Source organism: Gluconobacter kondonii (assembly GCF_002723995.1).
Taxonomy (GTDB): Bacteria; Pseudomonadota; Alphaproteobacteria; order Acetobacterales; family Acetobacteraceae; genus Gluconobacter; species Gluconobacter kondonii.
In genome coordinates, this window is record NZ_BEWP01000005.1 from 72,809 (window position 1) to 93,098 (window position 20,290).

Genomic DNA, 20,290 nt, shown 5'->3' on the forward strand with positions numbered 1-20,290 from the left:
CCGACATCCGGCCTAGTGTACGTCTTTCGGCAGCTTGCATTGTGGCCCGACAGGCGGACCAGCGTAGCGGCTCCATGTCTGGGTTTCACCCAGAAGGGGCATTCCCAGAACGAATCCGCGTAGCTTCAGAACATTGGGCTGGGAAACCCATATCCGCGCCTGATAGACCCGTCCGGTTCTTGGATCAAGAATATGGCCCTGCCATTTACGATCCTCGATTGGGACAAAGTCTGTCAGCATGCGGATACCGCATTGCGAACGCCCCCAGACGTCCTTTGGCATTTCCCCTTCATAGGTCATGCCAATCAATTGACCGCACAGAGCATGGCCACAGGGCTGAATCGAAAACAGCCCGTCATGCCCTTCTGACAGCCAAAGGCCCCGTTCAGGAATATCCGCTGGAAGGGCGTCTGTCGGGCCGGGAGACTGGGCACCGGCATGTGAAAGTGACAATACTGCCAGAAGAAAAGCCGCAAAAAGACCCGCTGCGCGCATTCAGACGTTGCCCAGCAGGGCATCGAGCCGCCCGGCGCGATCAAGCGCTATCAGGTCATCACAGCCCCCCAGGGATTCTTCGCCCACAAACGTCTGGGGAACCGTGCGACGCCCCGAACGGCGAATGGACTCTTCACGCTCGGGGGATCCGTGCGGGGCATTGATTTCCTGAAATGTCACGCCCTTGGAGCGAAGAAGACTGACAGCATGCACACAATACGGGCATCCAGGCTGGGTAAAAATCTCGATTTTCGGCATAGGATTCTCATTCCTGGACAAAGCGCGGGTTCTGTTCATCCACTCTCCCGGTCCGGGCTGCAACCAAAATATCCACGCTTGCCGCCCCGGCCTGCATCAGAGCCAGCGTACAGACCGTTGCCGTGGAGCCTGTCGTCAGCACGTCATCCACCAGTAAAACAGCCTGTCCGCGTATCTGTTCGTCCCGCCCCACTCTGACCCGGATTGCCTGCGCCACCTCCTGCTCACGCTCTTCGGCGGACAGGCGGGCCAACGCCTTTGTGGAGCGGACACGCTGAAGGACGTCCACCGCACAGGGCACCCCTGCGAGCCGCGCCACACCCTGCGCCATCAAACCGGCCTGATTGTAACGCCGTTTCCATAACCGGGTGCGATACAGCGGCACCGGAACGACAAGCGTTGCCTTCCCGAGCAAGTCTTCAGCCGCAACAGCCATATGCCGCGCCAGAACCGCAGCATTTTCGGTGTGATCGGAATATTTCAATGGCAGGATCAGGCGCCGGGACCATGCGTCATAAACGAATGCGGCTCGGGCGGAACGCCAGACCGGCGGATGGGCGTGACAGGCAGCACAGCAGTTCTGCGTCCCCCCAAGCCCCTCATTTTCCAGTGGAACACCACAACGACCACATCGCGGAGAGACGATCCGGTGTGCCGTTTGGAAGCAGGTGCTGCAAAAAGCTCCCTCTGTCATGACTTCGGTGCCACAGGCCGCACAGACGGGAGGCAAAAGTGTATTGAGGAGTGTGCGGGCTATACGACGGCCTACCCGCATCACCGGGATTTCGGCAGAAGTCGGAGCGTAACGCGGGATGCGTCGATCAGGACTTTACCCTGATGCTGGAAATTGACCGTCACACGCTTACCCACTGCGGACTGAACCTGTCCCCATCCCCAGTCCGGGTAGTCAGGATGCAGGACAATCTGCCCCGGCTCAAGAAAGGACTGAAACGGCCCGCTGACTGACATGCTTGCCGTACTCCTCGCCACGGGATGTAGCCTGACCGGATGGGACCTTTCGGTTTGCCTGCGAAGGCAGCGTCTTGCAGGCAAACCGGATCAATCGTACCCGACCGGATCAGGGTGCGTCTGTGTACTGCTTGTACTTCTTGAGGAACGCTTTCACCGACGCTCCGAGGTCTTCGCGGTCGATCGAGAAGGCAATCTGGGCCTCAAGGAAGCCAGCCTTGTCGCCACAGTCATAACGGGTGCCTTCGTAGCGCAGGCCATGGAACGGCACTTCACCGATCGTCTTGGCCATGGCGTCCGTGAGCTGAACTTCGTTGCCTGCACCACGCTCCAGCTTCGCCAGATACTTCATGACGTCCGGCGTCAGAACATAGCGACCGATAATGGACAGATTCGAGGGGGCATCTTCCGGAGCAGGCTTTTCAACCAGCCCTTCAACTTCCACCAGCTTTCCATCGTCATGACCAACATCGAGAATGCCGTAGCGGTTCGTGTGCTCGCGCGGAACTTCCGTCACAGCAACAACATTGCCACCGGTCTTGTTGTAGGCTTCGACCAGCTGACCAATGCAGCTGCGTCCTTTGACGATATCGTCCGGCAACAGGATCGCGAACGGATCATCGCCGATGAAGGAACGGGCGCACCAGATCGCATGTCCGAGGCCCAGCGGCTCCTGCTGACGCACAGCCACCAGAGAGCCAGCCTGCACACTGCTGGGGGCCAGCGCTTCAAGCGCGCTCTTCTTGCCGCGCTCCTTGAGCGTTGCTTCAAGCTCATAAGCAATATCGAAATAATCGATGAGGCTGTCCTTACCGCGCCCGGTGACCAGACAGAATTCTTCAATCCCGGCCTCACGCGCTTCGTCGATCGCGTACTGGATCAGAGGCTTGTCGACAACAGGAAGCATTTCCTTCGGCATAGCCTTCGTCGCGGGCAGAAACCGCGTACCGAGACCGGCAACAGGAAGAACAGCTTTTTTCAGTGGCTTGATCACGAAACCTCACACATCAGACGAAATGACGCCCGACTGCCGAACGGAAGCCTAGACGTTCTTCAAGGACGTAAGAGGAATACCCCTGTCTTAATAGTCTGGCAACAATATGGCACAGACTATCGACACCTTAGTAAAACCTTCCCCTTTGAGGGAAGAAAATAATTCAGGGATTAACGATTTTTTTATTGGGATACACCGACATCTGAATGTCAGTGGTGCGGCCGAGAAGACTCGAACTTCCACGGGGTTGCCCCCACAAGCACCTCAAGCTTGCGCGTCTACCATTCCGCCACGGCCGCCCCGTGACAAACGATCCTGCTTGGTGCATGACCGTCCGGTGTGGGAGGGGCTATAGCCGATGACAGATACGAGGGCAATGACCCAAGATACGATTTATGAAGAAATTTTGTGGACGTCCTCTCCGGGACTGACGCCCTACCCTGACGCACTGGCGTTCATGGAGGAGCGCGCACGAGCGATTCATCGGGGAACCGCCGCGCCTCTGGTCTGGCTCGTCGAGCATCCGCCCGTTTTTACAGCCGGAACATCGGCCAAGGATGTCGATCTTTATAACCCCCACAGATATCCGACTTATGACGCGGGGCGTGGAGGGCAATGGACCTATCATGGTCCAGGACAGCGGCTCGGGTACGTGATGATGGATCTGACGAAACCAAATGGCACCGTCCCTCCCCGCGATCTGCGGGCCTTCGTGGCGGGTCTGGAGGGCTGGATGATCGATGCCCTCGCCCGGCTGGGGGTAACAGCCTTCACCCGTGAAGGGCGGATTGGCGTCTGGACGGTTGATCCGCTGAGCGGGCTTGAAGCAAAGATCGGCGCTTTGGGCATCCGCGTCAGCCGCTGGGTGAGTTGGCATGGCGTGTCGATCAATGTCAGCCCCGATCTGGACGATTTTGACGGGATCGTCCCCTGCGGCATCCGCGAATTCGGCGTCACCAGTCTTCAGCGATTCGACAGCAGCCTGACGATGAAGGATCTGGATGACGCGCTTGCCGCCGCCTGGCCCGGTCGCTTCGGCTCTAACCCGCAGGAGGCGTGAACACGGAGGGCACGATCACCACGCCCTGTTTCACATCCGACAGCAGAACGCCGAAATGATGCTGCCGGGCATCAACGCCCTGCAACCCGATCAGGCTAAGCTGACCGTTCACGTCCGAAAACTGGAGCGTCAGCAGGCCCTGTGAAGGATTATCGGCCTGGGCTACGGAAATCTGAAGCGATCCGTTCCCATGCCGCACATCCGTGACCTGAATGTCGCCATCAAAGCGGATCGGGTGTTTCAGCAGCAGCCCAAGCGGATTATGTCGCAGCGACAGATGCGTAACAGCGCCTGTTCCCTGATCGTCCAACACAAGATGACCGTCTCCGGCCACGAGTTCCATCGGATGCGGCACGACGTAATCCAGCCTCAGATGTCCCGGAATATACGAAAAGCGGCCGCCGCTTTCGCCTGCGTCCGGTCCATGCTGGATAAAAGCCGCCTGCAATCCCTGAATACCGTTCAGATACGCTTCGATACGATGCACGTCATTCTGATCGGGTTTGGGAAGGCGGTCATATCCGCTGGTCGCACAGCTTGAAAGCAGTAGCAGGGCGAAAAGAGCACGTCTCATGGGGTCTGTTCTCCATGCAGGACCAGCGACAGCGCATGCAGGCCGGAGCGGAACTCCTCCGCCAGCAGGTCATTGACCAGCCGGTGCCGCGCCACCCGGTTCAGTCCGTCAAAACGCGCACTCGTAATGGCGATGTTGAAATGCGTCTCGCCTCCACCACCGAAGGCCTTGGCTCCGGCGTGATGGGCATGGCGGGCGCTGTCATCCTGGATTTCGAGCTTTGTGGGGGCCAGTCCCTGCTGAAGAAGGATTGCAATCCGTTCGCGTCGACTGGAGGGCTGTGCGGAAGGGTGTAAAGCTGTTTCAGACATGATGAAAATCGTCCGGCTTGAGGAATGCCCGCTTGCATCGGGCGGCGGTGATTGCCCATATCAGACACCATGCAGCGCAAATCCACCAGACACCGGGCATTCGATCCCGATCCTGACGCGCCGGAACAGGTCTGCGACCATCCGGGCTGCAACGAACTTGCCGGCTATCGTGCGCCGCGCGGGCGTGATGCCTTACGGTCATATTTCTGGTTCTGCCTTGAGCATGTCCGCGAATATAATTCCCGCTGGGACTTCTATCGCGGCATGACACCGGGCCAGATCGAGGCGCATCTGCGGGCCGATGTTTCCTGGCAACGCCCTTCGTGGAAGCTGGGAACCGGCACGGCGAACAAAGCGGAGTTCAACGAAGACGACGTCATTGATCCGCTCGATATTCTTGGTGCGACCCGTCACAGCCGGGCGGAGCGGGCCAAGGATGCGGCACGACAGCGCGCGTCCGCTCAGGCCGCCGGAATTCCCGAGCCCCTGCGGCAGCCACTGGCCACGTTGGACCTGACATGGCCTGTTTCTTTCGAGGACGTGAAAAGCCGCTACCGTGCCCTCGCCCGCCGGCATCATCCTGATGCCAATATCGGCGATGCGACATCCGAGGAGCGTTTCAAGGCCATCGGCTCGGCCTATGCCACGCTCAAAGTCCATTTCACGCGTCAGGACGATTTCGTTTCCTGATATTTTTAGACTGGAAGAGAGGACGCCAAGGCTCCATCTTCTCCAGAACGCCCTGATCCAAGAGCCAGAGAAAGCCCCAGAGTCCCATGAGTGATTTCGCGACGATTGATACCCCGGAAGCCGTGACCACCGCTGAAAACTCCTCGGTCCCGACCAGCGTTCTCGGCGCGCCCGACCTCATGGTCTCCTCGGCAGAAATCTTCGGCATCCGCACGGACATACAGGTTCCGGCCTACTCCGTCCGCACGGAACATGTCCCCGACATCGACCCGTCCTACAAGTTCGACGAAGATACGACCCGCGCGGTTCTGGCCGGATTCGCCTTCAACCGCCGCGTCATGGTTCAGGGCTTCCACGGCACCGGCAAATCGTCCCATATCGAGCAGATCGCAGCGCGCCTGAACTGGCCCTGCGTCCGCATCAACCTCGATAGTCACGTCTCGCGGATCGACCTGATTGGCAAGGACGCCATCGTACTCAAGGACGGTAAGCAGGTCACGGAGTTCCGCGAAGGTCTGCTGCCCTGGTGTCTCCAGCATCCGTGCGCACTGATCTTTGACGAATATGATGCCGGTCGTCCCGACGTGATGTTCGTCATCCAGCGCGTGCTGGAAGCGGAAGGCCATCTGACGCTGCTGGATCAGAACCGCGTCATCCGGCCGAACCCTGCTTTCCGTCTGTTCGCCACCGCCAATACGGTCGGACTGGGCGATACGACAGGCCTGTATCATGGCACGCAGCAGATCAATCAGGGCCAGATGGACCGTTGGAACATCGTCGCTACCCTGAACTATCTGCCTCTGGAACAGGAAGTCAGCATCGTCACGTCCAAGCTGAAAATCCCGGCGGACAATCAGGAGGCCACGACGCTTGTTGAGCGCATGGTCGCACTGGCGAACCTCACGCGCGCCGGATTTATGGCCGGGGATATCTCAACCGTCATGTCCCCGCGCGCAGTGATCGCTTGGGCCGAAAACAATCGTATTTTCAATGATGTGGCATTTTCTTTCCGCCTGACCTTCCTCAACAAATGTGATGAAGCCGAGCGCGGAATCGTGGCGGAATACTACCAGCGCTGCTTCAACGCCTCGCCACTGGCCTGATCCCTTGTCCGCTCCCCAGACTTCCCTCACCGACGAAGACCGGCAGGAACGCTTTCGTCAGGCCACCATCGCCACCCTACGCGCCATGGGTGGTGCGCCGGAACAGGGCGTGGATTTTCAGGGTGCCGTCAGCGGAAACCGCAAAACCGCGCCAGAAGCCGGAAATGTGGAGCTTCCCTATCTGTCGCGCCATATGCACGACTGGGAAATTCGCAAGATCCGGGGAGCCGCGGACGCTACCGCTCTGCGCATGCGGTATCATGCGGACCGGAATACAAACGCTCCGGCTGAACCCGTAGCCCGGCAGGCTTTCGATGCGCTGGAGCAGGCGCGTTGCGAAGTCTATGGCTCCCGCCACATGGCGGGCGTCCGCGCCAATCTGGAGCAGAAACTCGCCCAACATTGCGCCGAAATCGGCTGCAACCGCATGAAAACGCGGGAGGACATGCCAGCTCCCGTGGCGCTGGATCTGCTCGCGCGTGAAGCCATGAGCGGCCATCCGATGCCGGTTCAGGCCGGACCTGCGCTCGATGAGTGGCGCGCGGCCCTCACACCTGCAGCAAAGGCCGCCCTCGCCGACATGGCCCGCACCCAGAGCGATCAGACGGCCTTTGCGCGCGCCACCACCCGCTTCCTCGGAGCGTGCCAGCTCACGACCGTTCCGGATGAAGACGAAGAGCAAACCGCGCCGTCCGATCTGCCGTCCGATGAGGAAGAGACAACCGAAAGCGACGCTCCGGAAACCGAAGGGCAGGATCAGCAGGCTCCGGCCGCAACGGAAGAAGAAGACGGCTATCAGCCCGAAAGTGGCGAAACCGGCCTTTCGGGCGAAAGCGAAGCCACGGACTCAGCTGAAATGTCGGAAGATGGCACGGAAGAAGCTGCTGGGCCTTCGGATCAGCAGGCGGAAACAGGTCCGTCCGAAGCCCTCAACACCTACAAAGCCTACACCACGGATTTCGACGAGGAAGTGAACGCCTCCGATCTGTGCGATCCGGACGAACTGGACCGTCTGCGCCAGAAACTCGATCAGCAGATGTCCCAGCTTCATGGTCTGGTCTCTCGCCTCGCGCACCGACTGCAACGCCGCCTCATGGCGCAACAGCAGCGCCGCTGGGAGTTTGAGCAGGAAGAAGGCATTCTTGATGCCGGACGCCTCTCCCGCGTCGTCACGAATCCCACCCTGCCGCTCTCTTGCAAGCACGAATGTGAGACCGAGTTCCGCGATACGGTCGTCACCCTCCTGATCGACAATTCAGGCTCCATGCGGGGTCGTCCCATCGGAACGGCCGCCATTTGCGGCGATATTCTGGCCCGGACACTCGAACGCTGTGGCGTGAAGGTCGAGGTTCTCGGCTTCACCACGCGGCAATGGAAGGGCGGACAGAGCCGTGAACGCTGGCTCAAGAGCGGTCGCACGGCCCATCCGGGACGCCTGAACGATCTGCGCCACATTATTTACAAGGATGCAGACACGCCCCTGCGACGGGCCCGGCGCAACCTGGGCCTGATGCTGCGTGACGGATTGCTGAAGGAAAATATCGACGGCGAGGCCCTGCTCTGGGCTTGGAAGCGCCTGCGCCGCCGGTCGGAGCATCGCCATATCCTGATGGTGATTTCAGATGGCGCGCCGGTTGATGACAGTACGTTCTCGGCCAATCCGCACAACTATCTGGAAGACCATCTGCGTCAGGTGATTGCCCGGATCGAAGCGGACCGGGGCACGGAGCTTCTGGCCATCGGCATCGGGCATGACGTGACGCGCTATTACCGCAACAGCGTCACCATCAGCTCCGCCGAAGACCTCGGCGGAACCATGATGGCCCAACTCAGCGCGCTGTTCACGCCTTCAACCGGTCGTCGCGCAGCGCGATAACGGCGTCCAACATCCGGTCGGTATGGGCGGTTGTGGTTCGGTGATTGACGATCGCCGCCCGCACCGCCAGCCGACCGTTGATCCTTGTCGTGGACGGCGCGGCGATCCCGCTTTCATGCAGGTCCTGCACCAGTTCCGAGACTTCGGCATCTTCCAGACCGTCGAGTCCGAAACAGACGATATTCAGCGTCACGGGTGCCAGTAGAGCCAACCCTTCGGTCTGTTCTACACGCCGCGCCAGATTGGCTGCGACATCACAGCACGTCTCGACCATGTCTCCCATACGCTCGGACCCGTAATGGCCCAGCGTCATCCAGACCTTCAGGGCTCTGAACCCACGCGACAGATCCGGGCCGAAATCACAAAACCACGGGGCTCCTGCGGCCAGCCCACGCTCTTCACGCACGAGATAATCGAGGGACTGTGCGAAGGCCGCGGCATGCTTGCGGCTGTCACGCACCAGCACGCAGCCCGCGTCGTAAGGAACCTGCGCCCATTTATGAAAGTCGAACGCCAGACTGTCTGCTTTTTCGATGCCGGAAAGCTGTTTTTTGAATCGGGGCGAAAGACAGGCCAGTGCTCCAAAGGCCGCATCCACATGAAACCAGAGCCCGGCCTGACGAGCGACAGCCTCGATCGCAACGAGATCATCAATCGCCCCGCAATCAACCGTACCCGCCGTACCCGCAACCATAAACGGCACAAAACCCGCTTTCCGGTCCGCTGCGATCATGTCGGACAATGCCCCGACATCCATCCGATGATCAGCCAGAACCGGCACACGCCGAAGTGCCTCGCTGCCGAGCCCCGCCAGATCAAACGCCCGCGGCAGGCATCCGTGCGCTGTCGTTGCGGCATAGCCGACAAGCCCACGACCTCCTATCCCATCCTTGCGGATCGCAAGATCCTGTGCGCGGCTCGCCGTAATGACGCTGATGAAGTTGGCCATGGATGACCCCGTCACCAGACAACCCGATCCGTCCTCAGGCATACCGACCATTTGCAACGCCCAGCGGATCACCTCACGCTCGACTTCGATCGGCGCGTGATCGCGTCCACCACAATTCGCGTTCAGCCCTCCGGCCAGCATCTCAGCGAGCATACCGACCGGCGTTCCTGCTCCATGCACCCATCCCATGAAACCGGGATGGGTATTTCCCACGCCATAAGGCACGACAAGTTCCTGATAGCGGCCATAAAGATCGTCGAGGGAATGTCCCTTTTCCGGCAGACCTTCTTTCAGGCTCTGTCGGGCAGCAGGTGGCATCGGTCGCCAGACCGGACCTTCACCCACATGCTCCATCCGGTCAAAGACCTCATCCAGCATCCGATGCCCGATCTCACGGATGCCGTGCCAGTCCATGGGGTCCAGTCCGGCCATGAAAATATCCCTTCACCTGAAATCCGTCAGGTGTCTGCGATACAGGGCCGCACACAGGATGTCACGTCAGAGAGAGGTTCAGAACAGCATCGAATACAGGGAAGAACTGCTATCTGAACTATCACCCGTAAAAAGGGAGAGAATGCTGGTCGTGGAGCCGCTTCCTCCGTAGAGAGTCAGCATACTTGCGGGGGTCGTGGTCTTCGTCGGGTGAATCTGTAACAGCGCCAGATATTGCTGGGCGAACTGCTGGATTCCTTTGGTCGTACTGAGTTTGGACAGATCGAGTTTGGAGCCAAGAAGACGCACCTGCTGATCGTAGTCCAACGCACCGAACTGCGTTGTATCGAAGCCGGACACGACTTCCGCCACTTTCAGGAGCTTCGGATCGGCCATCACGTTTTCAAGCGTCATGTCCGTCTTGGCGGTCCGGGTGAAATAGAGCGCATCCCCCAGACCCGGCGTTTCCGTCTGCAGACTGTCTTCGTAGCTATTGGTCAGATAGTTCTGGGTGATTTTCTGAATGGTATCGGCAGAGGCCAGTGGAGACGTTGACCAGTCGGAAAACGCTTTCGCAAATGCCTTCCAAGACGAATTGCCACTGGTCTGGGCCAGGGATTTGGCTGATGTCGGGTCCTGCGTCATCAGCTTCGTCAAAACGGCCGTCTCGCCGATTGCCGAAGACATGCCATAAGCGCCCAGCACGACCTTGAGGGCCTTGTAGTTTTTCAGAAGCTGCTGCGGGGTCTTGATTGAAGACGCATCGTTCTGGAACGCTGTAACCGCCTGCTGGGTGGAAACGCTTGTTTTTTCCCACTTGTTCGCTGAAGACTCTTCATCCTTGATGATGGAGACATACTGCGGAATGGCGGGCATGGCAGAAATGGAAAACGACACGCGCATTTCTCCGAAAGAGGAGGAGGTGCCATTATTTTACCCCTTCATTCCCTAATACGGTCTTAACGCTTCTTTTCTCTCTCCACAGTCCGGAACCCCCTCATGTCCCTGCGTCTTACCCTGCTCGCCGCGACGGCCGCACTCCTGACCCCCATCATGGCCAGAGCGTCCACACCCGCCAGCATTCCCGCCTCATGTATGACCTATGAACTGGGCGGCACCCAGAACACTGCACATGGACTGACGGCAAAGACCCTGCATGCCGCGCTGACCGGAACGGATATCACGCTCGACATTCATGGCGTGACGCTCTCCGACCCTTCCGGCCATGTCGAGACCGCAACTCTGGAGCGTTTCAATGAAGTTGCCGCCTATGCCGCACTCAGCGCTTTTCGCGGCGGCATCAGTCCTGCCTGCAAGGACCAGAGCCTGATGATCAATAGCAGCGACATCCGTGACGGCACTCCGCAAGCCACATGGGCGAACGTGACGCTCGCTCGCCCCGGTCACGACATGACGATCCGCAAGGCGTCGATCCAGGCGGTCCAGACGACGCCGGATCTGCGCCTGAAGGTTGAGGGCAGCGGCATCCACGACACCAAGCAGCCACTCATGCCCACGCAGCTTTCGGCGGATCTGACGGTTCAGGGCCTCGACACAGCCCGCCAGCAGATCACGATCAACTCCCTACATGCCGTTACGGGTAGCAGCGCCATCGACGGCAAGGGCACCATCGACCCCGGCCCCACTGCATCCACGTCAGCGGCGGACCTGCATATCGGCGTGACGAACGTCGATACCCTCATTGGCGAGATCCGTGATACGGCCCCCAAGAAGGTCGTAGCCGCACTCACAATTGCCCGACTGATGGGTCGTCAAAACGGCGATACGACCCTGTGGGACGTTGGGCTGAGCGGCGGCGTCGTAACCGTCAACCGCATCCCGCTGCCGTTCTCAGTCCCCTGATGTCTCGACCTCAAGCTTGCGGATCATTTTGCACAAAACGGTCGTGACCTTCTTGGCATAGCCAATGCGGGTCGCGTTCGTCATTTCGCGGATGACCGCAAGCTTGTGATCGGGCCGGATTTTTACGCCCGATTCCTTTTTGCGCGTTACCCAGTCAATCAGCGCAGCAGGGTTGCCGAACCGGTTGCGGCGGAACTGGATCACCATGCCCTTCGGCCCGGTTTCCAGACGTTCTACCCCAGCCTCGCGACACAGACGCTTGATCAGAACCACATCCAACAGATTGCCGACTTCGGGCGGAAGTGACCCAAAGCGATCCACCAGTTCCGCGCGCATCGCCTCGACTTCGGCCTCGTTCGTCAGAGACGCAATCCGGCGATACAGCCCCAGACGCACCGGCAGGTCCGGCACATAGGTTTCTGGGATCAGGACAGGCAGGCCCAGAATGATGGTCGGGGTCCAGCTATCCTCTTCCTCCAGACGCTTGCCACGCTCACGACGCATGTCGACCACGGCATCTTCCAGCATCTGCTGATAGAGTTCGATCCCGACTTCCTTGATATGCCCGGACTGTTCGTCCCCCAAAAGGTTGCCAGCACCTCGCAGATCCAGATCGTGGGACGCCAGCGTGAACCCGGCCCCGAGCGAATCCAGCGTCTGCATGATCTCAAGCCGCTTTTCCGAGGATGCCGAGAGCGGGCGCGTCTGCGGCCAGGTCAGATACGCATAACCGCGCTGCTTGCCACGCCCCACGCGCCCGCGAAGCTGGTAGAGCTGCCCCAGACCAAACATGTCCGCACGGTGAATGATGATCGTATTCACGCTGGGCATGTCCAGCCCGCTTTCCACGATATTGGTGGAGAGCAGGATATCGTATTTCCCGTCTGCGAACTCCGTCATGACACGTTCGAGTTCGGTCGGTGTCAGGCGACCATGCGCCTGTACGGTTTTGGCGTCCGGTACGATTTCGGCCAGACGCTCGGCCATCCTGTCCATATCTGCCAGACGCGGCACGACACAGAAAATCTGACCACCGCGGAAGCGCTCACGCTGGATGGCTTCACGGATCATGACGCTGTCGAAGGGCGTAATGAACGTGCGGACCGCCAGACGGTCCGTCGGCGGCGTCGCAATCAGGCTCATTTCGCGCACACCGGACAGCGAAAGCTGAAGCGTTCTGGGCAGCGGCGTGGCGGAGAGCGTCAGGACATGCACATCCTCGCGCAGCGCTTTGAGGCGTTCCTTGTGAGAGACACCGAAATGCTGTTCTTCGTCGATGATCAGCAGGCCCAGACGCTCGAATGCCACGGTCTTGGCCAGCAGCGCATGGGTGCCAACGACGATATCCACCGTGCCGTTCGCCATGCCCTCGCGGACCTTCGTAGCCTCCTTAGGCGTAACGAGACGCGAAAGCTGCACCACATTGACCGGAAAGCCCTCGAAACGTGCCGTGAAGCTGCGGAAATGCTGACGGGCGAGCAGCGTTGTCGGCACCACGACCGCGACCTGCATCCCTGAAAGCGCGGCGACAAACGCGGCCCGCAGGGCGACTTCCGTCTTGCCGAAACCCACATCGCCGCAGACCAGCCGATCCATCGGGCGCCCGGCGCTCATGTCTTCGAGCACATCCGCAATCGCGCGGGATTGATCTTCCGTTTCAATAAACGGGAAACGGGCGCAGAACTCGTCCCACAACCCTTCGGCGGGTGCGAGCGTTGGCGCATCTTTCATGGCGCGTGCCGCTGCCGTCTTGATCAGCTCGCCCGCCATGACGCGGATGCGGGACTTCATCTTGGCCTTGCGGGCCTGCCACGCCGTTCCGCTCAGCTTGTCGAGCTGAACGCCCGCCTGCTCGGAACCAAAACGGCTGAGGAGTTCGATATTCTCGACGGGCAGAAGAAGCCGCTGCTCCCCGTCGTACAGGATCGACAGATAGTCATGCGCGACCCGGCCTTCGACGACCGTTTCAAGCCCGACATACCGCCCGATCCCGTAATCGGAATGAACGACCAGATCGCCTTCCGCAATCTCGCCAACCTGCGAGATGAACTGCTCTCCGCGCTTGCGGCGGCGCGGCGGACGCGAAATCCGCTCGCCCAGCAGATCCTGCTCGGAGACGAAGCACAGACGGTCCGAAACGAACCCGCGTTCCAGCCCCAGCGTCAGCAGGCCGGTCGTGCCTTTCGGCATTCCCGCCGCATCCGGCCAGTCGTCATAGGACGTGACGGTGACGCCATGCTCCGCCAGAAGATGCGAAATCCGCTCCCGCGAGCCCCGGCTCCAGGCCGTAACATAGGTCCGCCGCCCGGCTTCGGCCCAGCTTTTCACCTGCTGTCCGAAAGCCTCAAACATCCCTGCCCGGGTTCCGTCCTTTGCGCGCGCAAACAACGGGCCAGGCCGGTATCCCGCATCCACGCCCTGTGCCGCATCCGGCATGGCGAACGCATTGAGAATGACGGACGGCACATCCGCCAGCATCGATTCCCAGCCGTGTGTATCCAGGTAGAGCCGATGTGGCGGCAACGGACGGTACGGGATTTCGCCTTCGCGCGTCGGAACACGCCGGGCCTGATAATGATCGGCGATCATATCCAGCCGCGCTTTGAGGATTTCCGGTGCGTGCTGGTCAAAACTGACTGCACCACCCGGCAGATAATCCAGCAGCGTCTCCATCTGATGGCCGTCGCCGTCATGGAACAGCGGTAGATAGTGCTCCAGCCCCGGATACCGTCGACCGTCCGAAACATTCTCGTAAATCGTATCGGACGTCGCCGCAGGGCCGAACGAATCGCGCCAGCCAGTACGGAAGCGGCTGATGCTGTCGGGGCCCAGCGAGAACTCGGACACCGGTCGCAGTTCAAAGCGTTTCAGCGTTTCGGTGGAGCGCTGCGTTCCGACGTCGAACGCGCGGATATTCTCGACCTCGTCTCCGAACAGATCGAGCCGGATCGGATCACTTTCACCCGCCGGGAACAGATCGAAAATGCCACCCCGTGTCGCAAACTCGCCCGCTTCCATGACCGTATCGGTCCGGGTGTAACCATTGGCCACCAGCAGTTCGATCAGCATGGCCTGATCGAGGCTCTCGCCCGTCTTCACGCTGATGGACTGTCCCCGGAACGCCGAACGCGGAGGAACGCGCTGGATCAGGCTGTGCACGGTCGTCAGGACAATGCGCTGCGCCTTCGTGGGCTCCAGCAGCCGGCACAGCGTCCCGGCTCGTTCGGCGATCAGAACCGGATTGGGCGAAACGCGGTCATAGGGCAGACAGTCCCAGGCCGGCAGCCGCAGAACTTCAACTTCGGGCATGAGCCACGCCAGCATATCCGCCAGCGCGGCCACGGCGGCGTCATCGCGCGCGACGTGAAGCAGTGGTCCGTCATGCTCGGCAAGGCGCTGACGAAGAAGAAAGGCCACGCTGCCATCGGGCACGCCCCAGACAGTCGGTCCGAAAGACCTGTCGAAGGACGTTGTGGACATTTCACGGGTCATGGTTTCGTTTTGTTCCATCCTGCTCATGCCCTATACCTTCCGTTCCATCGCCTGTCAGCCCGAGGAGCACGGGAAGCACCCGTTGTCACGATGCCGTCCGACCAGTTCCCGTCCCCTGCCGATCCCAGCTCCGAAACAGAGCATGCGCTCGCTCCACTTTTTGCGCCGCTGACGAGCCTGCCCGGAATTGGGCCAAGGCATGCCAGCCTGCTGGAAAAGATCGCGGGCGGCCGAAAGGTGCTGGACCTGCTTTTCACCCTGCCCGAACGGGTGGTTGACCGACGCATTCTGCGCACAGTTGCGGACGGACACAATCTCGCCCCCGGCGAAATCCTGACGGCGCATGTCCGTGTCGTTGCCCTGCGCAAAGCCGGACGTCCGGGACAGCCCTCCATTATCCGTACCGAAGACGATACCGGAGCACTAGATCTGGTCTTCTTCCAGACGCGGAACATGCCCAGCCTGACCGTGGGCGCCGAACTACTGGTGTCTGGCAAAACCGGCAGCTTTCAGGGCGAGCTGACGATGCCGCAGCCCGATCATGTCGTGAACTGGGCCAAACGCGACAGCTTCCCCTCGCTCGAACCCGTCTGGCCGCTGACCGCCGGGCTTTTCCCCTATACGGTCCGCAAGGCGATGCGCGCTGCGCTGGGTCTCCTGCCCGACCTGCCGGAATGGCTGGACCCGGCCCTCGTTACCCAGCGGAAATGGCCGTCCTTCACGCAGGCTCTGCGTTTGATGCAATCGCCGGAGATCATCCCGCCGGACGTTGCGTGGGAGCCGGTCCGCAACCGTGCGCTGTCCCGCCTTGCCGCCGACGAACTGCTGGCCGATCAGCTCTGCTTCGGGCTCGCGCGTCTCAAAGCCCGCGAACGACATGGGCGCAGCTTTCGTGGCACCGGCGCGCTTCAGGATGAAATGCTCCGGCGCTTTGGGCACAAACCCACCCATGCCCAGACGATGGCGATTGCCGAAATCGCCGCCGATCTCTCGGCGTCGACGCCCATGATGCGTCTGCTTCAGGGCGATGTCGGCGCGGGCAAGACTTTCGTCGCGATGAACGCGATGCTTCAGGTCGTGGAATCCGGCGCTCAGGCTGCACTCATGGCGCCGACCGAAATCCTCGCCCGCCAGCATTTCGAAACACTCTCCCGCCTCTGCCCGACGGAATGCACCTATCTGAGCGGTACGATCAAAGGCGCAGCCCGGCGCAAGGTACTCGCGGCCATCGCGGATGGCACGGCAAGGATCGTCGTCGGGACGCACGCCCTGTTTCAGGACGGCGTGACCTTCCACGATCTCGGCCTCGCCGTCATTGACGAACAACACCGATTCGGCGTCCGTCAGCGCATGAACCTGAGCGCCAAGGGGGACGCGACGGACATTCTTATCATGACTGCAACGCCCATCCCCCGCACGCTCCAGCTCATGGAATGGGGCGAGATGAGCGTCAGCCGTCTGGACTCAAAACCCCCCGGCCGCCAGCCGATCCGCACGACTCTGCACAGCATGGACTCGCTCGACAGCGTCCTTGCAGGCATCAGCAGGGCTTTGCGTGATGGCGTGCAGGTTTTCTGGGTCTGCCCGCTCATCGAAAACAGCGAAACACAGGCCGCGGCGGCTGCAGAGGAGCGCTGGGCTTCGCTGGAGCAACGGTTTGAGGGGCTTGTGGGTCTCGCACACGGCAAACAGGACATTACCGTTCGTCAGGAAGCCCTAGATACGTTCCGTCTCGGAAAAACGCGGCTTCTTGTCGCCACAACCGTCATCGAAGTCGGCGTGGACATCCCCAATGCGTCCGTCATGGTGATCGAACAGGCCGAACGCTTCGGCCTTGCCCAGCTTCATCAGCTTCGCGGTCGCGTTGGGCGCGGTTCGAAACAGTCTTTCTGCCTCTTGCTCCATGACCGGACTGCTACGCCCACTGCTGTAAGGCGTCTGAGCCTTCTACGCGACACCAATGACGGTTTTCTGATCGCTGACGAAGACTACCGGATCAGGGGTGGTGGAGACATTGCGGGAGACCGCCAGTCCGGTCTTCCCGGTTTCCGTCTGGCACAGGGCGCCCGTCTTGCGCTGCTGCTGACGGCCATGCAGCAGGACAGCGAACGCGAAATCGTCCGCAACCCGCAACTCACTGGTGCGCGAGGCCATGCACTCAAAATTCTGCTCGAAATATTCGACCGCAACGACCCCGACAGACTTCTGATTTCCGGTTAGACAGAAAAATTCGTGCCGATATAATACTGTGAATTTATCAGTAATGCGTTCAACCGAATTTCATGGAGTCCACGAATGGGGAGCAGTCCTGCCAGAGACGCTCAGGAGAAGACAAAGCACGAATACTCTGGCGCCTCTTCAGAACGTCGATCCCTGCTCTTTCGCCTGCTTCTGCCCGCAACGGGCGGCTCAGCAGTCGCATTGCTCGACATTTCTGCAAATGGGACACCAGTCGTTCTCCAGTCCGCAGGAAGCCTCCCTGTCGCTCTGCACAAGGTGGACGCAGGCAATATCATCCTTGACGCAGAACGCAGATGGGACGGCAAAACCGTTTTTGCGTGCCCGTTTTTTAAAGACTGGTCGCTTATCGGAATACCCATTGCGAATCAGGCACATGACAATGGCCCCAAACAGTTTCTCATAGCCCTCCGTCTGGAAGGCAATAATTTTTCATCTGCAGCTGAAAGCGCCCTGCAAGGCGTTGCCAGCCAGTTTTCCAGTGAAGCTCTGGAACAGGCAGGAAGATCGTCCCTTCCCGACCGCGAAGAAAGCCTTCTGATTCTGAACCAGTTTATCGAAAAAACTGGAAAACTTTCCCGTCGTGCGGTTTTCAGCCTCATCCACCTTAATCTCGATCATCTCTCATTGATCAACGAGCGTTACGGGTGGGACACGGCTGACCTTATTCTTGCGGAAATGATCCGCCGCTTGAAGTCCGTCCTGCCGGACGGCGCTTTCCTGAGTTCGATCGGGGGCGGCCACTTCATGGTTCTTACCCCACCAGGGACAACGGCTGTTACCACCCGCTCTCTGGTCCATGCGATTCTGCAGATTTCCAGTACACCCGTCTCTCTGGAAATGGGGGCAGTTGCCTTCTCAATCTCTGCAGGCTGGAGCGTCTATCCGCAGGATGCCGAAGATGCAAACCAGCTCATTCTCGCCGCACGCGCTGCTCTGACTGAAGCCAACCGCACCGGGGGCGGGCATGAGCGGCGCGCGAATGCAGAACTCACCAATACCTACGCCATCTCATCCAATCTCGAGCAGGATCTTCTCAAAGCCGTCGAGGACGGTGCGCTTTTCCTCAAATGGATGCCTATCGTTGATACGGAATCCCAAAAAATCGTTGGTCATGAAGCGTTATTGCGCTGGATCCGCCCCGGACATGGCGAAGTCGCCCCGAACCTGTTCATCCGCTATGCGGAAGAAGCCGGCATCATCGAAGCACTCGATAGCTGGAGTCTGCGCAATGCCTGTCTGGCTGCTCTGCGCTGGCCTACGCCATTGCGGGTTTGTGTGAATGTTTCACCCGTCTGGCTAGTCAACGAACGGCTCGCTCTTCTTGTCGATACTGTTCTGACAGAGACAGGTCTTCCTCCTGGCCGACTACAGATCGAACTTTCTGAATGCCGGCCATTCGGGCCGTCCGATATCGCTTTTCGTGAACTTTCCCGAGTTCGCGCGCTCGGCGTGCGCCTTGCCATAGATGATTTTGGAGCTGGATATTCTTCCCTAGAGCGCCTGCGGATTTATCCATTGGATCAGATCAAGCTCGATCGCGGCTTTGTCCAGTATCTGGGTGAAGACATGCGCGCTGACGAAGTGATGTACGCTATCCTGTCTCTGGCACGATCATTGAACATCACCTGTTGCGCAAAGGGCGTGGAAACCGAACACCAGATGGCCCTGCTGGATGCCAATGGTTGTGAGGAAGTCCAGGGCTATCTTCTGGGTGCACCAATCCGCGATAGCCACGTTCCACACCCTGCCATGACATAAAAAAAGCCGCCTTCTCTCTGGAAGGCGGCCTTTTTGGATCGTGTGTCGCAGCAGCTTAGAATTTCACAGAAAGTTTGAGCGATCCATAGTTGAACAAACCTGCTTTTTGAGTTTGGAACTGCGCTGTCTGCCAATTCTGGCTGTAAGACAGGCGCACACCGTGCCACATCACTGCAATACCGGCATGAACCTCGCCCACATCCCAGATCTTGTTCACATGCGGCGCATTGGGACGAACCGTACTGCCCTGAAGGGTCACGTCATATCCCACGGCCTGACCTTCCACGCCACCGTAGAAATACCAGGCAAAAGGTCGAGTCGCACGGAACGCATCCGTTCCATCCAGTCCCGGTCCAATTGTCGCATTGCCGAAATCGCTGTCGAGCCCCTGACCGATACGGAACGTGGTCGCCACATCGGCATAGGTCCGGTAATCACCCGCAGCGCCCGAGATCGCGGGCAGCACGTCTGCATGAATACCATAGACATCCAGAACCGGCAGACGCCAGATCCGCCCGGCCTGAACCTGAAAGATCGGCTGATTCGCAAGCTGATGTCCCCAGCCCGTGCTCGGGGTGTCGCTGATGGCCTTGTGAAACCCGTTCTGGACCTGACGCCCGAGTCCTGCCGGGCCGAGCATACCAAACTGAATTCCCATAACAGTCCGGGAAAGATCAGTGTCGTTGATGAGATTGACCGTTCCCAGCAGCAGGCCCGCATAAGGACGGTCACCCTGCGGCGGGTTGTCAGCCTGCGTATCGCGCGGCGTATCAATGATCTGCTGTAAACCGATGCTGATGCGCTGAACGCCCTCTCCCATCAGGATACGGTTCAGCTTTGCAATCGGGCGCGGCAGATTATCGGTTCCGGACGTCCAGTTGATGCGCAGACCAGACGTATAGTACTGATCCGACGTGCCTTTCAGAGTAGAAATCGCATCATTCTCACCCTGAACGGTCCAGGTTCCATAAGGATCCTGCAACGGCGTTGCCATAGCGGATGACGACAACGCCAACACGGCAGTGGCTCCAATAGAAAAAGTCAGTCTGCTTCGCATGGGCACCTCTGTTACGCGCGGGATCCGGGACCACCAAGTACTGGAGAACGTGTGTATGTCATTTCCAAGACCGAAATCAAAGTGTCGGCAGGACACATCACAATCTTAAAATTCGCGCGAGTTCTGTTTCAGCCTGATATTCCCTGTGGCAGAGAAGGAAAAAACCGT

Annotated in this window: 18 protein-coding genes and 1 tRNA gene; 7 read left to right on the plus strand and 12 right to left on the minus strand. The window is 59.7% G+C overall.

The window, feature by feature from the left end:
• Positions 1-12: 12 nt before the first annotated feature.
• From GKO01_RS06920 to GKO01_RS06945, 6 genes are all read right to left on the minus strand, one after another.
• Positions 13-495: a DUF2147 domain-containing protein gene (locus GKO01_RS06920; protein ID WP_099286413.1), complete on the minus strand. Its 483-nt coding sequence runs from the start codon at positions 493-495 to the stop codon at positions 13-15.
• The gene (gene grxC / locus GKO01_RS06925) at positions 496-753 is read right to left on the minus strand and encodes a glutaredoxin 3 (protein WP_099286414.1); all 258 of its coding nucleotides are present in this window, start codon (positions 751-753) and stop codon (positions 496-498) included.
• A 7-nt stretch (positions 754-760) separates the two neighbouring features.
• Positions 761-1,528 (minus strand): ComF family protein, encoded by a 768-nt coding sequence (locus tag GKO01_RS06930; protein WP_264815838.1) that lies wholly within the window; start codon positions 1,526-1,528, stop codon positions 761-763.
• On the minus strand, positions 1,528-1,722 hold the full coding sequence (locus GKO01_RS06935) for a DUF3553 domain-containing protein (RefSeq protein WP_099286416.1): 195 nt from the start codon (positions 1,720-1,722) through the stop codon (positions 1,528-1,530). The genes GKO01_RS06930 and GKO01_RS06935 overlap by 1 nt, the downstream gene beginning before the upstream one ends.
• A 109-nt stretch (positions 1,723-1,831) precedes the next feature.
• On the minus strand, positions 1,832-2,716 hold the full coding sequence (galU, locus tag GKO01_RS06940) for a UTP--glucose-1-phosphate uridylyltransferase GalU (protein WP_099286417.1): 885 nt from the start codon (positions 2,714-2,716) through the stop codon (positions 1,832-1,834).
• A 213-nt stretch (positions 2,717-2,929) separates the two neighbouring features.
• A tRNA-Leu gene (locus tag GKO01_RS06945) sits at positions 2,930-3,015 on the minus strand.
• A 59-nt stretch (positions 3,016-3,074) separates the two neighbouring features.
• On the opposite strand from GKO01_RS06945, the gene lipB reads away from it, so the two are divergent.
• A complete protein-coding gene (lipB, locus tag GKO01_RS06950; protein ID WP_167383442.1) occupies positions 3,075-3,776 on the plus strand; it encodes a lipoyl(octanoyl) transferase LipB in 702 nt (233 codons plus the stop codon).
• Here the strand turns inward: lipB and GKO01_RS06955 are convergent.
• Together GKO01_RS06955 and GKO01_RS06960 are read right to left on the minus strand one after the other, a co-directional pair.
• Positions 3,757-4,350: a LolA family protein gene (locus GKO01_RS06955; protein ID WP_099286419.1), complete on the minus strand. Its 594-nt coding sequence runs from the start codon at positions 4,348-4,350 to the stop codon at positions 3,757-3,759. The genes lipB and GKO01_RS06955 overlap by 20 nt on opposite strands.
• Positions 4,347-4,661, minus strand: coding sequence for a BolA family protein (locus tag GKO01_RS06960; RefSeq protein ID WP_099286420.1), 315 nt, complete (start codon positions 4,659-4,661; stop codon positions 4,347-4,349). Before GKO01_RS06960 ends, GKO01_RS06955 begins: the two co-directional genes overlap by 4 nt.
• A gap of 69 nt (positions 4,662-4,730) precedes the next feature.
• Here GKO01_RS06960 and GKO01_RS06965 point away from each other — a divergent pair, with 69 nt between their 5' ends.
• From GKO01_RS06965 to GKO01_RS06975, 3 genes are all read left to right on the plus strand, one after another.
• A complete protein-coding gene (locus tag GKO01_RS06965; protein ID WP_099286421.1) occupies positions 4,731-5,351 on the plus strand; it encodes a J domain-containing protein in 621 nt (206 codons plus the stop codon).
• 86 nt (positions 5,352-5,437) lie between these two features.
• Entirely contained in the window at positions 5,438-6,454 is a 1,017-nt protein-coding gene (locus GKO01_RS06970; RefSeq protein ID WP_099286422.1) for an AAA family ATPase, read from the plus strand.
• A 4-nt stretch (positions 6,455-6,458) separates the two neighbouring features.
• Positions 6,459-8,330 carry a cobaltochelatase CobT-related protein gene (locus GKO01_RS06975; protein ID WP_099286423.1) on the plus strand — a complete coding sequence of 624 codons (1,872 nt, stop codon included), beginning with the start codon at positions 6,459-6,461 and terminating at the stop codon, positions 8,328-8,330.
• On the opposite strand, the gene GKO01_RS06980 is transcribed toward GKO01_RS06975, so the two are convergent.
• On the minus strand, positions 8,296-9,711 hold the full coding sequence (locus GKO01_RS06980) for a pyridoxal phosphate-dependent decarboxylase family protein (RefSeq protein WP_099286424.1): 1,416 nt from the start codon (positions 9,709-9,711) through the stop codon (positions 8,296-8,298). The genes GKO01_RS06975 and GKO01_RS06980 overlap by 35 nt on opposite strands.
• A gap of 78 nt (positions 9,712-9,789) precedes the next feature.
• Entirely contained in the window at positions 9,790-10,608 is an 819-nt protein-coding gene (locus GKO01_RS06985; RefSeq protein ID WP_099286558.1) for a DUF1217 domain-containing protein, read from the minus strand.
• A gap of 102 nt (positions 10,609-10,710) precedes the next feature.
• Between GKO01_RS06985 and GKO01_RS06990 the strand changes: the two genes are divergently transcribed.
• On the plus strand, positions 10,711-11,574 hold the full coding sequence (locus GKO01_RS06990; protein ID WP_099286425.1) for a DUF2125 domain-containing protein: 864 nt from the start codon (positions 10,711-10,713) through the stop codon (positions 11,572-11,574).
• On the opposite strand, the gene mfd is transcribed toward GKO01_RS06990, so the two are convergent.
• Positions 11,563-15,084, minus strand: coding sequence for a transcription-repair coupling factor (gene mfd, locus GKO01_RS06995; protein ID WP_099286426.1), 3,522 nt, complete (start codon positions 15,082-15,084; stop codon positions 11,563-11,565). The two genes, GKO01_RS06990 and mfd, sit on opposite strands and share 12 nt — an antisense overlap.
• A 72-nt stretch (positions 15,085-15,156) precedes the next feature.
• On the opposite strand from mfd, the gene recG reads away from it, so the two are divergent.
• Positions 15,157-17,286, plus strand: coding sequence for an ATP-dependent DNA helicase RecG (gene recG / locus GKO01_RS07000; RefSeq protein ID WP_099286427.1), 2,130 nt, complete (start codon positions 15,157-15,159; stop codon positions 17,284-17,286).
• Between the two features lie 75 nt (positions 17,287-17,361).
• A complete protein-coding gene (locus GKO01_RS07005; protein ID WP_099286428.1) occupies positions 17,362-19,065 on the plus strand; it encodes a putative bifunctional diguanylate cyclase/phosphodiesterase in 1,704 nt (567 codons plus the stop codon).
• Between the two features lie 55 nt (positions 19,066-19,120).
• Here GKO01_RS07005 and GKO01_RS07010 read toward each other — a convergent pair whose 3' ends face one another.
• Positions 19,121-20,122 carry a lipid A deacylase LpxR family protein gene (locus GKO01_RS07010; RefSeq protein WP_099286429.1) on the minus strand — a complete coding sequence of 334 codons (1,002 nt, stop codon included), beginning with the start codon at positions 20,120-20,122 and terminating at the stop codon, positions 19,121-19,123.
• Between the last annotated feature and the right edge of the window lie 168 nt (positions 20,123-20,290).

Coding starts and splice junctions, on each gene's coding strand:
- GKO01_RS06920 (WP_099286413.1), bottom strand. CDS start 495: ATGCGCGCAGCGGGTCTTTTTGCGGCTTTTCTTCTGGCAGTATTGTCA.
- grxC (WP_099286414.1), bottom strand. CDS start 753: ATGCCGAAAATCGAGATTTTTACCCAGCCTGGATGCCCGTATTGTGTG.
- GKO01_RS06930 (WP_264815838.1), bottom strand. CDS start 1,528: ATGCGGGTAGGCCGTCGTATAGCCCGCACACTCCTCAATACACTTTTG.
- GKO01_RS06935 (WP_099286416.1), bottom strand. CDS start 1,722: ATGTCAGTCAGCGGGCCGTTTCAGTCCTTTCTTGAGCCGGGGCAGATT.
- lipB (WP_167383442.1), top strand. CDS start 3,075: ATGACAGATACGAGGGCAATGACCCAAGATACGATTTATGAAGAAATT.
- GKO01_RS06955 (WP_099286419.1), bottom strand. CDS start 4,350: ATGAGACGTGCTCTTTTCGCCCTGCTACTGCTTTCAAGCTGTGCGACC.
- GKO01_RS06960 (WP_099286420.1), bottom strand. CDS start 4,661: ATGTCTGAAACAGCTTTACACCCTTCCGCACAGCCCTCCAGTCGACGC.
- GKO01_RS06965 (WP_099286421.1), top strand. CDS start 4,731: ATGCAGCGCAAATCCACCAGACACCGGGCATTCGATCCCGATCCTGAC.
- GKO01_RS06970 (WP_099286422.1), top strand. CDS start 5,438: ATGAGTGATTTCGCGACGATTGATACCCCGGAAGCCGTGACCACCGCT.
- GKO01_RS06980 (WP_099286424.1), bottom strand. CDS start 9,711: ATGGCCGGACTGGACCCCATGGACTGGCACGGCATCCGTGAGATCGGG.
- GKO01_RS06990 (WP_099286425.1), top strand. CDS start 10,711: ATGTCCCTGCGTCTTACCCTGCTCGCCGCGACGGCCGCACTCCTGACC.
- mfd (WP_099286426.1), bottom strand. CDS start 15,084: ATGGAACAAAACGAAACCATGACCCGTGAAATGTCCACAACGTCCTTC.
- recG (WP_099286427.1), top strand. CDS start 15,157: ATGCCGTCCGACCAGTTCCCGTCCCCTGCCGATCCCAGCTCCGAAACA.
- GKO01_RS07005 (WP_099286428.1), top strand. CDS start 17,362: ATGGGGAGCAGTCCTGCCAGAGACGCTCAGGAGAAGACAAAGCACGAA.
- GKO01_RS07010 (WP_099286429.1), bottom strand. CDS start 20,122: ATGCGAAGCAGACTGACTTTTTCTATTGGAGCCACTGCCGTGTTGGCG.